This is a genomic window from Streptomyces sp. NPDC002643, from assembly GCF_053592555.1.
Map to the genome: position 1 here is coordinate 143,737 of NZ_JBSFVY010000012.1, position 12,692 is coordinate 156,428.

A 12,692-nucleotide genomic window follows, 5' to 3' on the forward strand; every position below is an offset into this window, starting at 1 on the left:
GGTCGGAGACTGACCGTATGGGCATCGATGTGACGGCCGAGCGGGTGCTCCCACTGGCGCCGGAGGAGGTGGCCGCGTACGCCATGGACTGGCGGCACGACTCGGAGTGGACGCAGGGCATCCGTACGGCGGAGCTGACCCGGGAGGCGGACGGCGGAGGGTTCGGTGTCGGCGCCGAGGTGACCCGTACCGCGTACTTCCTGGGCCGCCGTATCGACTACGTACTGCGTGTGACCGCCCACGACCCGCCCCGCCTCCTCGACATGACCTCGGTCGCGGGCCCCCTCCCCATGCACGTCACCTACACCTTCGCCCCCCACCCCACCGGCACCCTGGCCCGCATCCGCGTCCGAGGCGGCGAGGGCGGCTTCTACCGCCTGACCGCCCCCCTCATGGCCCGCCAGGTACACGGCAACCTGATCAAGGACCTACGCGACCTGGAGAAACGGCTCACGGAGAGGGGGGAGGGCTGACGGGGCCGCTGTCGGCCAGCCCGAGATCCGCCATGGGCCGGGTCGTGGTGACGACATGGATGGGGGCCGTGCGGGCGTATGCGGCGAGCGTCAGGGAGAGCTTCGGCTCTGCCGCAGAACTCCGTGCGGCTGTGGCCAGGTCCCGCAGCAGGCCCTGAGTGATGCGCATGCGGCCCTGCAGTAGCCGCAGGCCGTCGGCCCCGTGCTCGGTCACCAACTGGCGTGCCCGCGAAGGGCTGGGTTTCTCGACGAGCCCGACCATCGTCCGGACCGGCCCCGTACCCGCGCAGACGATCACCCCGTGATGGCCGGCCGAGTCCACGTCGAACGGCGTGGCCAGCACCGCCGGAACTCCGGGCGTTACCGCGGCGGCGAGGAGGGGGAGCGCCGCGTGCGTGGGATCGACGTTGTCAGCGAAGACCACGTACACGTCACCCGAGAGCAGATGTTCGGCACCTTCCAGCACGGAGGTGACGTCCGCGTACCGGCCCCGCTGGGCGATGAAGTCGACCTGAACACGGTCGGCGGGGCGGTGCTCCTCGACAGGCTGCCGCGCTATCTCCTGGTACCGGGCGAGTGCACCCGGCGCCAGAACCCGCCGGCTCCAGGCCGTGAGCGGCGTGTAGTACGGGTGGTGGACCACAACGGCCCGTGCGGCCCCCATGGCTCCCACCTCGTCCACGATGTGCGCGAGACCCGGCCGACCGTCAACCGGCCTGAATTCCTTGGGCAGATAGGGCGACCAGCCGCCCACCCGGGTCCCAAGACCCCCGGCGGCGATCACCACCGGCGCCACGGCGACGGTCGTCATCTGATTCATCGGTGTCCCTCTCAACTCCGGTCTGCAGGCGGTAGCGTCGGCGAATGCACACACGCGTGACAGGCATCGCCATCGAGGGCGACAGGATTCTTCTGCTGCGTCAGGACACGGACGGTCCGCGTGCCTGGTCTCTGCCCGGGGGCAAGGTCGAGGACGGCGAGACCCTGGAGCAGGGGCTGGTCAGGGAGATGCGGGAGGAGACCGGCGCCGAGGTCGAGGTCGGCCGGCTGCTGTACCTGTGCGACCACGTTCCGGCTCAGGTCGTGCACATCACCTTCGAGGTCCGCGTCGTCGGCGGGGAGATCGGCGCCGTGACCGAGGGCGCGGACACCCGGCCGATCCACGCCGTCGAGTACGTGCCCCTCGCCTCCCTGACCGACCTCGGCTTCAGCGAGCGGTTCGTCAAGCTGTGCAGGGACGGGTTCCCGGGCGCCGGATCGTACATGGGACCCAAGGCCGCCATCGGGCTATGACCCCACGGTCTTGATCAGGAGACGGTCAATGGCGCCCGGAGTGATCTGGGCGCCGCTGTCCGCCGTCTCAACCCACCGGCTGAGCTGATGCGCCAGCTCCCACGCCCCGATCCCGCCGGTACCGGTGGTGCGGCCGTCGCGCACGAGGCGGACGCCCACGCCCCGCGACGAGCCCAGCAGGTAGCGGGAACGCTCGGCGGAGACCGCCTCCCACGTGCCCGGTGTGTTCCACGCGGCGCCCACCAGGTACCGCTGCACCGGCTGCTCTCCGGACTGGGGCGGGCCGTCGGCACACCACACCTGAACGTTGCCGATCCTGTGATGCACATCCAGACGCCCGAGCCCCGGCTCGGCCACCGGGCAGGTGTCGCCCACCGTGTAGTCGCAGTTGTAGGCCCGGCCGCCGGCCGCGGCATCCAGGAACTCCGCGCGGGTAGGCAGCCTCGCGCCGGACCAGGCGGCCACGAGGGCCGCCCCGAGCCAGGTCACCCAGTACGCGGGATGCTCCTCGTACTCCCGGCTCACCCGCCACTGCCGCCGCTCCGGGTCGAAGTGCAGGCGCCCGCCCCGCTCGTGCGGCATCGGGCAGACCAGCAGATTGGTGCCCAGGCGGCTGTTCGGCGCACCTCCCGCGTGCAGCAGGGTCAGGAACTCCGCCATCTCCGCGTTGGTGACCAGCACGTTCCGCAACCGGACTTCCGAGGCTGGCCGGTAGTCGGGACGAGGGACCGGTACGGGGACCGGGACCTGCCTAGTCCGAGCGGGACGTGCGACGGGCTCGTGGGCCTCGTACAGATCGTCACCGGCGAGCCACTGCGCAGCTGTGTGCGTGACTGCCGGGACGAGCGTGTTGCGGGCACGGTCGAGCGTTGTAGCCACCGCGTCCCGGACCAAGTCGGCTTCACCGCGTCCGAGTTCGGCGACCAGCCCGTCTTTGCGCCCGGTGGTCGCGAACGTGTCGTCCATAGCCCCCCGGTCGGGGCCGGGCGCCTCCTCCTCAAGCATGGGCGCCGGTAGATCCAGGAAGCGTGCCAGCGCGGACAGTGTGGCCGCGCGGTCGGTGACGTGCCGCTCGTAGGGGATGACCAGGCGGGGCCGGGCGCCGGTGACCGGGTCGTACAGAGCCTTGGCCAGTAGCAGGACGTTGACGGTGATGAGCCGGCCCAGGGCGGTGGACGGGGCCGGGGAGTCTGCCGGGAGGAGCCCCGAGAACGATGTACGCCAGCGCGGTGCGCGGGCGGAGGCCGACACCTGCGCATACCGGTCCCCATACCGCCACCGGTCCCACAGCCGCCCGCGCGCGAACGACGAGGCGATACCGATGGGCGCCCGGGTCAGGACGACGGCCGGCGACCGGGGCAGTAGCCCGAGCACCGTGTCGGCCGCGAAGAACAGATTGGTTTCCTTGACCAGATGCCGAGGATGGCCGTGCAAGTCGCTGAGGGCGCATACCAGTTGGTGCCAGCCCAGGCCGGACAGCCCGGCCTCCGCCAGGCTCGGCGGGACGCGGTCGGGCGAGAGCGGATGCGAGCGGCTGAGCTGCTGGCGGAACGGCTCGTTGTGCTGTGGCATCACCCGGCGCAGCGAGTCGGACAGCCAGTTCGAGCCGACCCGCTCGAAGACACCCAGGGCCAGTACCGGCGCCGGAGACCCATCCGTCAGGTGCTCCACCCGGGCGGCGAGGTTCTCGACGCTGCCGTCGAGGAGTTCACTTCCATGCGTATTCACGCGAAACCTCCAGTGGGCGCAAGCCCGAAGGGAGTGGGAGTGGAAGGAAGTCTCCGAGCCCGGACGCGGCCACAACAAGGACAGGGAGCGGCCATTGAGCGGCCACTTCACGGCCGCGCATGACGGTTCGGCTTGCCTGTCGGCATTCATGCCAGTAGCTGTGGACATCCACCGTGTTGGGAGGCTGTGTTGACGATCAATCAACGGTTACGGACGGCCAGGCTCGACCGGGGATGGCTGACCCAGAAAGCGGGCGCGGCGGGGGTCAGCCGGGCCGGCCGCAAGGCCCTGGAAGATCCGTTCTTCGAGGTCTCCGAGCGCACCTTCCGCAGGTGGGAGTCCGAGGCCCCCGGCTGGCCGCGCCCCGACTACGAGACCGCGCTGCGCGCCGCGTTCGGAGTCGGGCCCGAACGCCTCGGCTTCCTGCCCCCGCAGGGGCACCCGCGCACGCCTCTCGCTGAGCCGACGCTCGCCGGTGTCGATACCGTTGAGGTGATACTCGCTCTGGAAGGGAGCCCAGTGGATCGCAGAGGATTTCTGGCCACCTCCAGCGGCGCCGCTCTCTCGCTGCTGGGCGTACCCGACCCCGAGGCCATCACCCGCAGGGTGGCCGGCCCTCTGCCGGGAGCCGTACGGGTCGGCCACGGGGAGATCCGCGCGATCCAGCAGATGGTCTCCACCCTCGGCGACCTGGCGGCCGAGTACGGCGGAGGCCACGCCAAGCACCTCGCCGCCCGCTACCTCACCGGCACCGTCGGCCCCTGGCTCCGGGGCCGCTACACCGAGGACACCGGCCGCGCCCTGTTCGCCGCGACTTCCCAACTGGCCCACCTCATCGGCTGGATGGCCCAGGACCTCGGAGACGACCCGGCCCACCAGGGCGAGGCCCGCCAGTACTACGCCAGCGCGTTCCGCCTCGCCGACGAGGCCGGCGAACCCGAACTGGCCGCCACCGCGCTACGCGGCATGACCGTCCAGTCCATCGCCATGGGCCCCCGCTACCGCGCCGAGGCCCTCGCCCTCGCGGAGCGCTGCATGGACCACGCCCGCGAGCTGAACGACCCCCGGGCCATCGCCTACTACCAGTCCACCCACGCCGAGGCCGCCGCCCTCGACGGCAACCACCGGCTCGCCGCGCAGGCGCTGAAGGCGTCCCAGGCGCAGATCGAACGTACGGCGGACGCCCCCGCCGGGGAGTCCTGGGCCGGTCACTTCAGCATCGGCCGGTGGGCGCACTCGGCCGGGCTGATCCTCGCCCGCATGGGCGACACGGCAGGTGCCCGCGTCCAGTTGCACGACGCCATGGAGATCCACGGCCTCGACCGTCGCCGCAGCCGCGCCGCGGTCCTGGGCAACCTCGGCGAGATCCACCTCCAGGAAGGCGACGTGGACGGCGCCCTCGCGACATGGGCGGACTTCCTGGACTGCGCCGAAGGCGTCCAGTCCGTGAAGGTCCGCGCGGCAGCGGAGGACATGCGCGTACGGCTCGCCCGCCACCAGAACCTTCCGGCCGCACGAGACCTGTCCCATCGGGCAGATCTGCTCCTGGGCGCTTCCCCGACCGGGTCACAAGAGGGGTGACGTGTGGCCGGGACTCCGCGCCGCGGATCGCGGAGGCGCGAACGGCCCGCTCATCCGCCTCAAGGGAGACGGATGAGCGGGGTCGCCATGGGGCCTCCCCTCGAAACGCGGGTCGATAGGCTCACGCGGACAGGTCCCCCGAGCAGATTGTGGGCCGCACGGTGATACGAGACCTCTACAACGTCCGGGTGCTGCCCGCCGAGGACGCCATCACGCCGCTCACCGATGAGGAAGAGCGGCGGGTGCGGGCGGTGTTGTTCAGTGAGCTCGGGAACCAGATCGCCGATCGGGGCTGGACACGTTTCCCGGCGTACACGCCGGAGGAGCGGCGCCGCCTGGTCGCCGTCGCGGATCGACTGACCGCCCACTGGGGGCAGCGGGTGTACGTCGAGGCGGAGGATCAGACCCGGGTGAGGCTCAGCCTGGCCGGGCACGAGGTGTTGTCGGGGTCGTCCACGGCCCAACGCTGACGACGCCTCCCTGGTGATGTCTCACTGCTCATCACTCGGACCACGGCCCCGTACCGCACAGCACCGGACCGGGGGAGTCCGCCCGGTGCGGCGTGGGTGGTTGCTCAGGAGCCCTGAGCTTCGCTCTCGCGGTAGGGGGTGCCCTCGGCGGGTGTGACGCGCCAGAACGTCTCGGCTGCGGCCTTGAATTGACGGTGTGTCGGATGCAGGCCCGTGTGCTTCAACGCCCAGACCTCAACCGGCAAGCGCTCATGGGCAGTCGGTTCTGCTCGCGCCCCGCACGTCAGGCACTCCGCCGAGTAGACACCCTGCGGGGCACCCTCGACGGTTTCCGGACCGAGTGTCCATTCGGCGGCCCTGATGATCGAGCGCGTCACAGCGCCTCCCGACTGCGCCGGTTGGCCTCGGCCACCTTGGCACTCAGCGCACCTGCGGCATCGACCGCGTCGGTGGCGGCGACAGCGACGGCGGCGCGGCAGTCCGGCGCGTCCCTGGGCGGCGGGTGGCCGTCGAGGGCCCGGCACAGGGGACGCGTGCAGGTGCTCGGCCTCGACCAACGAGAGCACGAGATCAGCGTCTGTCGCATGCTCGCCGTCGTGGGAGAGTCGCAGTGGAAGGGTCACGTATCCCTTGCCGGCGCGGCGCACACGGCTTCCGGGAGGGCATTCGATCCCCCAGCTCATGACCCCCTCCCGGCCCGCGCGAGGCGGTACGTGCCCCACAACTCCCGCCCGGTCCCACATCCCTCCCGCGCCTTGGGCCTGCCCTTGCAGCCGGCGCACTTCCTCGTGTGCTCGAACCAGAGGCGGTAGGCACGCAGCATGGGCAGTTCGGCAGTGCGCACGCCCGCCTCGACTTCTGTCGGTGACCGTAACGCTCAACTTGACCACCGCGCCAAGTTATCGTCGGCCGCCCCGAACGGAAAATGCGACCGTGGACGCCGAACACATGACCAGGCCGGGAGGAACGCCGGATGCGGGCCGACGCGCAGCGCAACGCGCAGAAGCTGCGGACAGCAGCAGCCGAGCTCTTCCGTGAACGCGGCCTGCAGGCGCCCCTGAAGGAGATCGCCCGCCGCGCCGGGGTGAGCCACGGCACCCTCTACAACCTCTTCGGCAGCCGCGAGGCGCTCATCGACGAGGTGGTGACGGAGCTGGCGGCGGCCCGTCTGGACGAGGCCGCGCGGCAGGCACTGGCGCACGAGGACCCCTGGGCCGGCTTCGCGACGTACGTCGAGACGCTGTGCGAGTTGCAGGTCACGGAGCCGGCGATCAGCGACGTCCTCACCGGCCGCTATCCGGACGCCGCGCGGCTGATGTCCGTCTGCGAGCGCTCGCGCGACGACGCCCGGCGCATCATCGAGCGGGCCCGGGCGGCCGGTGAACTGCGGCCCGACTTCACCGGCGAGGACCTGGTGTTCATCCTCGGCGCCAACGCGCTGCTGTCACGCGCCGCCCGGGACACGGCCCCCGACGCCTGGCGCCGGGCCGTCGCCTTCACCCTCGACGGCCTGCGCACCACGGCCGCCCATCCCCTCCCGGCACCCCCGCTGACCCACAGCAGGTGTACGACGTGATGAGCAACCTGGCGGGGTCGGCGTAGCCCCCCTCCTCCCCACTCACCACCTCCACAGAACAACCGCACAACCCACAAGGGGAGTTGACCCGCTCCGGAGCCGCGACCTCCCCTTGTTTACATTAAGCTTCAAGTAACTCGGGGGATCGCGTCCACCAAGGAAAGGGCAGCGGCATGACCACCGCTACAACCACCACCACGGGACTCACGAAGAACCGCCTCGCCGTACGGCTCACCGCCGCGCTGGCCACAGCGGCTGCGGCCTTCGGACTCCTCGCCTTCGGCTTCACCGGCGGCTCCACCAGCGACCAGGCCGACGCGCCGTGGAGCTGCAACCGCGACGGCAGCGTCTGCCACGACTACTGATCTGAACGGCTGACCTGGGCGACTGATCTGAACGGCTGACCCGGGCGACCGACCTGGGCAGCTGACTTGAGCGGCTGACCTGGGCGTTTCAGCGGTTTGAGGGTGCGGGGGCGCAGACGCTCCCCCGCACTCGTCGTCGGGGCCCGGAACTCCCGGGGCCCCGGTGGGCGTTCACAGGGAGACGCGCGGAACGCGTGTCGCTGGTCGGGAGACCGGAACGACGACACTGCTCAAGCCGAGGTGGCACGGATGGCGATGTGGGATCGGATCAAGGACCAGGCCAAGGGTCTGCAGCAGCAGGCGCAGGCGGCCCGGGGCGGCGGACACGGAGGGCACGCGGGTCAGCCGGGCCAGTCGGGGCACGCGCGGCCGGGTACGGGCATGGGGTCCGGGTCGCGGTCGGGCGGCAGCTCGAAGGCCCAGCTGGTGAGCGCCCTGAAGTCCCAACTCACCTCTCTGAAGACCGAGTTGAAGAGCGGCGCGTACCGTGACGCCAGCATGGCCATGTGCGCGTTGGTCGCCGCCGCCGACGGCAATGTCGACCCGGCCGAGCGGCAGCACGTGGAGTCGCTGATCCTCAACAACGACGTCCTGCAGAACTTCCCCGCCGACCAGCTCCGCCAGCGCTTCAACAAGCACGTCGACCAGCTCTCCTTCAACTTCCAGCAGGGCAAGTCGGAAGCGCTCCAGGAAATCGCCAAGGCCGCCAAGAAGCCTACGGAGGCCCGAGCCGTCATCCAGACCGGCTTCGTCGTGGCGGGCGCGGACGGCTACATCGCCCCGGCGGAGGAACAGGTACTGCGCGAGGCATGCTCCGTACTGGGCGTACCCGCCCAGGAGTTCGGCCTCTGAGGTCGTCGGTCTGGCTGGACGCCCTCGTCGCACGGCTCGCCGAGGAGGGCGTCGGGGCCGTCGCCTTCCCGGCCGACCTGTCCGATCCCGCCGGGGTTCCCGCCCTGGTGGACGCCATTCGTGGCCGGTTCGGCCGGATCGACGTCGTCGAGTACGGGCCGATCGGCGGTGAGGTCTCCTTCACCCCGGCCGCCCGGCTGGACGCGGCCACGCTCCAGGCGTACGCGGGGCTGCTGCACACGCCAGTGGACGTGTTCTATGCCGTGTGCTGATCAACGGCAGCGAAGCGGCGCGGCAGGCCCCCGGGGCGGGGGCCGAGCCGTCCGGCGCCGGCGGCGGGGGCGACGCGGCGGCGTCCGGCGGGGTGCGCGAGCGGTTCCCCGCCGTCCACCCGGACGAACTCGCCGAGCTGTACTGGGACATGTACACCAAGCGGGACCGCGTCGAGAGCTCGTACCCCGAGGCGCTGCTGTCCCGGCAGCCGGTGCCGCCGCGTAGACGACGGCCGGGGTCCTGCGGCCGAACGAGTGGAGTCGTCGGAGGGGGCGCCGGGCCCGGGCTCGTGACGGGAAGGGGACCGGACGGTGATCCCGCCGTTCGAGCCTCGCGCCGGTGCCCGCACCGGCTCCCGATCCGGAAGAGCAGCGACATGCGACGTGCCCCCTCCCGCCGGTTGTCCGCCGCTGTGCTGCTCGTGGCGGCGGCGATGGCGCTGGTGCTGGCGCCGGCCCCACTGGTGACGACATCCGCCACGGCAGCCGTCGATGCCGCCACGGCAGCTGTCCATGGCGCCACGGCCGTCGATAGCGCCACGGCAGCCGTCCATGGCGTCACGGCCATCGATAGCGCCACCGCTGTCGATGCCGTCACGGCCGTCGATACCGCCGTCGGTGACGACGGTCGGCCCGACCAGAAGGCGTGTCCTTCGGCCGGGCTCGGGTCCCGGCTGAACGCCCGGCTGGACCGGGCCGTCGAGGGTGTCCGGCGGGAGGCGGGCATTCCCGGGGTGGCCGTCGGGCTGTGGATGCCGGGCAAGGGGTGTTACGTACGGGCCACCGGGGTCGCCGACAAGGCCACCGGCAGGCCCATGACGACCGGCCTCTTCATGCGGATCGGCAGCGAGACCAAGACCTTCACGGTGACCGCGCTGCTGGAACTCGTCGACGACCGCCGGATCGGGCTGGACGACCCGATCTCCCAGTACGTCAAGCGCGTCCCCGACGGGAACCGGATCACCCTGCGCCATCTCGCCGAGATGCGCAGCGGACTGTTCTCGTACTCCGAGGACTCGGACTTCGTCCAGGCGCTCCTGAGCGATCCGACCCGCTCGTTCACCCCGAAGGAACTGCTCTCCTACGCCTTCCGGCACCCGAACACGGCCGATCCGGGCGAGACCTTCCAGTACTCGAACACCAACACCGTGCTGCTGGGGCTGGTGATCGAGAAGGTCAGCGGTCAGCGGCTCGCCGACTTCGTCCACGAGCGGGTGGTCCGCCCGGCGGGGCTGCGCCACACGCTGTTCCCGAAGGGCGCCGAGTTCCCCCAGCCGCACGCGCACGGCTACACCGATCAGACGTTGAGCGGTGAGGTCGAGGACACGACCGACTGGAACCCGAGTTGGGCCTGGGCGGCCGGGGCGATGATCTCCGATCTGGGGGATCTGCGGCGCTGGGCCGAGACCGTCGCCACCGGCAGGCTGCTCAGCCCCGCGACCCAGCGGGAGCGGGAGCGGTTCCTGCCGATCGGCGTTCCCGGCACGGCATACGGGCTCGGCCTCTTCAACAGCGGTGGCTGGATCGGCCACAACGGTTCCATCCCCGGCTATGAGAGCGTGACCGTCCATCTGCCCTCGAAGAGGGCCACGTTGGTGGTGCTGCTCAACACCGACATCCTTCACGAGGGGCAGGAGCCGTCCACCCTCGTCGCTCGCGCGATCACCGAGATCGTCACGCCGGGGAACGTGTACGCCCGTCCCGCGCGGCGGTAGCCGCACATCCGACACTGCCCCGCGCCTCTTTGGAGCGCCCCCACCCGCCCCTTTGGGGCGTGGCAGTGACCGGGGTCTCACAGCTTGCCTCGCCTGGGGTCGAGATAATTGCTCGCCAACGTGCAATTATCTGAGGGTGCCCCCGGCCATCCGGCGACCCTTCGTCATGCCTGCCCGGGGCCCGGATTTCCGACCCCTGTGGAGACGCGCGGTGAACCTCGGCGGACCAGACGATCTGACCTTTCCCCACACGGGTCACCCGGTGGCGATGCTCGGCGGCCGGTACGAGCTGCGGCTGTTGCTCGGCTCCGGCGGGATGGCCGAGGTGCACCTCGCCCAGGACCTCCGGCTCGACCGCAGGGTCGCCGTGAAGACCCTGCGCGGAGACCTCGCCCATGAGCCCGGCCTCCAGGAACGGTTCCGCAGGGAGGCCCAGTCGACCGCCTCCCTCAACCATCCGGCCATCGCGGCGGTGTACGACACCGGGGAGGACATCGCGTACGGCGGCGGGCAGTTGCCGTATCTCGTGATGGAGTACGTCGACGGGGCGACCCTGCGCGACACCCTGCACTCGGGGCCGCCGCTGACCGTCGCCCGTGCCCTGGAGGTGACCGCCGGCGTACTGCGCGCCCTCGCGCACTCGCATCGGCACGGCATCGTGCACCGGGACATCAAGCCCGCCAACGTCATGCTGAACCGGGCCGGCGAGGTCAAGGTCATGGACTTCGGGATCGCCCGGGACGCGCGCGACACCGGGATGACCCAGACGTCCGTCGTCATCGGCACCGCCCAGTACCTCTCCCCGGAACAGGCCCTCGGCAACGACATCGACGCCCGCTCCGACCTCTACTCCGCCGGCTGTCTCCTCTACGAACTGCTCACCTTCCGTACGCCGTTCACCGGGGAGACCCCGATGGCGGTGATGTACCAGCAGGTCCAGGAGACCCCGCGCCCGCCGAGCCTGTTCAACCCCGAGGTCGGCCCCGAGGTGGACGAGATCGTGCTGCGCGCCCTGGAGAAGGACCCGGCCCACCGCTATCAGTACGCCGAGCACATGCTCGCCGCCATCGAGGCATACCTCGGTACGGGTACGCAGTCGACAGGGGCGGCCGATCTCGCGTACGGCGACACCGAGCGGGGCGAGCAGGAGGAGCCGGAGGAGGAACCCGGCCGGCGCCGGGGGAGTGTCGCGCTGGTCGCGGCGGGGGTGGCGGTCGTCGTCGTGGCGCTGGTGCTCGGGTGGTTCGTGTTCGGGCGCGGCACGGGGGACGACGGCAGGACGGACGTACCCGATCTGGTCGGTCGGACCCTGGAGGAGGCGCGGCGCACGGCGGACAACGTCGGGCTCACCGTCACCGTCGACAAGGAGGAGCCCTGCGCCGACCAGCCCAAGGACCGCATCTGCGCCCAGAGCCCCGTCGACGGTGAACTCGCCGAGGGGGAGGCCGTCACGGTCACCGTCTCCACGGGCGCCCCGAAGGTCGAGGTGCCGGATGTGACCGACAAGGACGAGGACGACGCCTCCCGCATCCTTCAGGACAAGGGATTCAAGGTGAAGCTCCGGCACGTCGAGGCCGAGGACGACGCCGGGACCGTGCTCAAGCAGAACCCCGCGGGCGGCGAGAAGGCCGAGAAGGGCACCGAGATCACCCTCACCGTGGCCGAGGAGGCGGCCAGGGCCACCGTTCCCGACCTCACCGGAGGCACCCTCGCCGAGGCCCGCAAGCTCCTCGCCGAGGAGGGGCTGGAACTCGGCGACACCATCGAGGTGGAGAGCGACGCCGAGGCCGGGACCGTCGTCGGACAGGGCACGGCTGCCGGTACGGAGATCGCGCCGGGCACGGCCGTCGACGTCCAGGTCGCCAAGGCGGTGGAGACCGTCCGTATCCCGACTGACGTCGTCGGCCGGACGCTGGGCGAGGTACGTGAGCAACTGGGCGCACTCGGCCTCCAGGTGAGCGTCGCCACCGGCTACTCCCGGGCCTCCGACGCCGTCGTCACCTCCACCACACCGGTCGCGGGCAGCGAGGTCGAGGTGGGCAGCACCGTGGTCGTCGTCACCGAGAACGCGAGCGACGCGCAGTCCGACGAATCCGGCCAGTCGGAGGGCGGAGACGGTACGACGACGGAGGAGAGCGGGGACGACAGCGGCGACAGCGACGGCGATGGCGATGGCGACGGTACGACGACGGACGGCGACACGAGCGCCGTCGAACCCGAACTGCTGCCGGCGCCGTCCGTCCCGTAGCCCTTCGGCCGGGCCTCCCGTGGCCCTTCGGCCGGGCCTCCCGTGGCCCTTCGGCCGGGCCTCCCGTGGCCCTTCGGCCGGGCCTCCCGTGGCCCTTCGGCCGGGCCTCCCGTGGCCCT

14 protein-coding genes are annotated in these 12,692 nt (G+C 71.2%); 10 read left to right on the forward strand and 4 right to left on the reverse strand.

Annotated elements, in window-relative coordinates:
• Window positions 1–17 precede the first annotated feature (17 nt).
• Entirely contained in the window at window positions 18–473 is a 456-nt protein-coding gene (locus ACWD4G_RS19965) for an SRPBCC family protein (protein WP_451295118.1), read from the forward strand.
• On the opposite strand, the gene ACWD4G_RS19970 is transcribed toward ACWD4G_RS19965, so the two are convergent.
• A complete protein-coding gene (locus tag ACWD4G_RS19970; protein ID WP_451295120.1) occupies window positions 451–1,293 on the reverse strand; it encodes a hypothetical protein in 843 nt (280 codons plus the stop codon). The two genes, ACWD4G_RS19965 and ACWD4G_RS19970, sit on opposite strands and share 23 nt — an antisense overlap.
• Before the next feature lie 44 nt (window positions 1,294–1,337).
• Between ACWD4G_RS19970 and ACWD4G_RS19975 the strand changes: the two genes are divergently transcribed.
• Window positions 1,338–1,766 (forward strand): NUDIX domain-containing protein, encoded by a 429-nt coding sequence (locus tag ACWD4G_RS19975; RefSeq protein ID WP_451295122.1) that lies wholly within the window; start codon window positions 1,338–1,340, stop codon window positions 1,764–1,766.
• Here ACWD4G_RS19975 and ACWD4G_RS19980 read toward each other — a convergent pair.
• Window positions 1,761–3,494, reverse strand: a complete 1,734-nt coding sequence (locus ACWD4G_RS19980) for an SUMF1/EgtB/PvdO family nonheme iron enzyme (RefSeq protein ID WP_451295124.1) — start codon at window positions 3,492–3,494, stop codon at window positions 1,761–1,763. The two genes, ACWD4G_RS19975 and ACWD4G_RS19980, sit on opposite strands and share 6 nt — an antisense overlap.
• Before the next feature lie 189 nt (window positions 3,495–3,683).
• On the opposite strand from ACWD4G_RS19980, the gene ACWD4G_RS19985 reads away from it, so the two are divergent.
• Window positions 3,684–5,075 (forward strand): tetratricopeptide repeat protein, encoded by a 1,392-nt coding sequence (locus ACWD4G_RS19985; protein ID WP_451295126.1) that lies wholly within the window; start codon window positions 3,684–3,686, stop codon window positions 5,073–5,075.
• 161 nt (window positions 5,076–5,236) lie between these two features.
• Window positions 5,237–5,545, forward strand: coding sequence for a hypothetical protein (locus tag ACWD4G_RS19990; protein WP_451295128.1), 309 nt, complete (start codon window positions 5,237–5,239; stop codon window positions 5,543–5,545).
• Window positions 5,546–5,649: 104 nt separating this feature from the next.
• Here the strand turns inward: ACWD4G_RS19990 and ACWD4G_RS19995 are convergent, their stop codons facing one another.
• Both ACWD4G_RS19995 and ACWD4G_RS20000 read right to left on the reverse strand, forming a co-directional pair.
• Window positions 5,650–5,922 (reverse strand): DUF7848 domain-containing protein, encoded by a 273-nt coding sequence (locus ACWD4G_RS19995; RefSeq protein ID WP_451295130.1) that lies wholly within the window; start codon window positions 5,920–5,922, stop codon window positions 5,650–5,652.
• Window positions 5,919–6,131 (reverse strand): hypothetical protein, encoded by a 213-nt coding sequence (locus ACWD4G_RS20000; protein ID WP_451295132.1) that lies wholly within the window; start codon window positions 6,129–6,131, stop codon window positions 5,919–5,921. Before ACWD4G_RS20000 ends, ACWD4G_RS19995 begins: the two co-directional genes overlap by 4 nt.
• A 387-nt stretch (window positions 6,132–6,518) precedes the next feature.
• Between ACWD4G_RS20000 and ACWD4G_RS20005 the strand changes: the two genes are divergently transcribed.
• The 6 genes from ACWD4G_RS20005 (at window position 6,519) to ACWD4G_RS20030 (ending at window position 12,573) form a co-directional block, all read left to right on the forward strand.
• Window positions 6,519–7,121 carry a TetR/AcrR family transcriptional regulator gene (locus ACWD4G_RS20005; RefSeq protein WP_451295134.1) on the forward strand — a complete coding sequence of 201 codons (603 nt, stop codon included), beginning with the start codon at window positions 6,519–6,521 and terminating at the stop codon, window positions 7,119–7,121.
• A gap of 173 nt (window positions 7,122–7,294) precedes the next feature.
• Window positions 7,295–7,486, forward strand: coding sequence for a hypothetical protein (locus tag ACWD4G_RS20010; protein WP_451295136.1), 192 nt, complete (start codon window positions 7,295–7,297; stop codon window positions 7,484–7,486).
• A gap of 249 nt (window positions 7,487–7,735) precedes the next feature.
• Window positions 7,736–8,338, forward strand: a complete 603-nt coding sequence (locus ACWD4G_RS20015) for a tellurite resistance TerB family protein (protein ID WP_451295138.1) — start codon at window positions 7,736–7,738, stop codon at window positions 8,336–8,338.
• Window positions 8,296–8,610 (forward strand): hypothetical protein, encoded by a 315-nt coding sequence (locus ACWD4G_RS20020; protein WP_451295140.1) that lies wholly within the window; start codon window positions 8,296–8,298, stop codon window positions 8,608–8,610. Before ACWD4G_RS20015 ends, ACWD4G_RS20020 begins: the two co-directional genes overlap by 43 nt.
• Before the next feature lie 377 nt (window positions 8,611–8,987).
• Window positions 8,988–10,325 (forward strand): serine hydrolase domain-containing protein, encoded by a 1,338-nt coding sequence (locus tag ACWD4G_RS20025; RefSeq protein ID WP_451295368.1) that lies wholly within the window; start codon window positions 8,988–8,990, stop codon window positions 10,323–10,325.
• A 268-nt stretch (window positions 10,326–10,593) separates the two neighbouring features.
• Window positions 10,594–12,573, forward strand: a complete 1,980-nt coding sequence (locus ACWD4G_RS20030) for a PASTA domain-containing protein (protein ID WP_451295370.1) — start codon at window positions 10,594–10,596, stop codon at window positions 12,571–12,573.
• Window positions 12,574–12,692 lie beyond the last annotated feature (119 nt).

Excerpts from the sequence above, each read along its gene's own strand:
- ACWD4G_RS19965 (WP_451295118.1), top strand. The coding sequence starts at position 18 with ATGGGCATCGATGTGACGGCCGAGCGGGTGCTCCCACTGGCGCCGGAG.
- ACWD4G_RS19970 (WP_451295120.1), bottom strand. The coding sequence starts at position 1,293 with ATGAATCAGATGACGACCGTCGCCGTGGCGCCGGTGGTGATCGCCGCC.
- ACWD4G_RS19975 (WP_451295122.1), top strand. The coding sequence starts at position 1,338 with ATGCACACACGCGTGACAGGCATCGCCATCGAGGGCGACAGGATTCTT.
- ACWD4G_RS20000 (WP_451295132.1), bottom strand. The coding sequence starts at position 6,131 with ATGCGACAGACGCTGATCTCGTGCTCTCGTTGGTCGAGGCCGAGCACC.
- ACWD4G_RS20005 (WP_451295134.1), top strand. The coding sequence starts at position 6,519 with ATGCGGGCCGACGCGCAGCGCAACGCGCAGAAGCTGCGGACAGCAGCA.
- ACWD4G_RS20010 (WP_451295136.1), top strand. The coding sequence starts at position 7,295 with ATGACCACCGCTACAACCACCACCACGGGACTCACGAAGAACCGCCTC.
- ACWD4G_RS20015 (WP_451295138.1), top strand. The coding sequence starts at position 7,736 with ATGGCGATGTGGGATCGGATCAAGGACCAGGCCAAGGGTCTGCAGCAG.
- ACWD4G_RS20020 (WP_451295140.1), top strand. The coding sequence starts at position 8,296 with ATGCTCCGTACTGGGCGTACCCGCCCAGGAGTTCGGCCTCTGAGGTCG.
- ACWD4G_RS20025 (WP_451295368.1), top strand. The coding sequence starts at position 8,988 with ATGCGACGTGCCCCCTCCCGCCGGTTGTCCGCCGCTGTGCTGCTCGTG.
- ACWD4G_RS20030 (WP_451295370.1), top strand. The coding sequence starts at position 10,594 with ATGCTCGGCGGCCGGTACGAGCTGCGGCTGTTGCTCGGCTCCGGCGGG.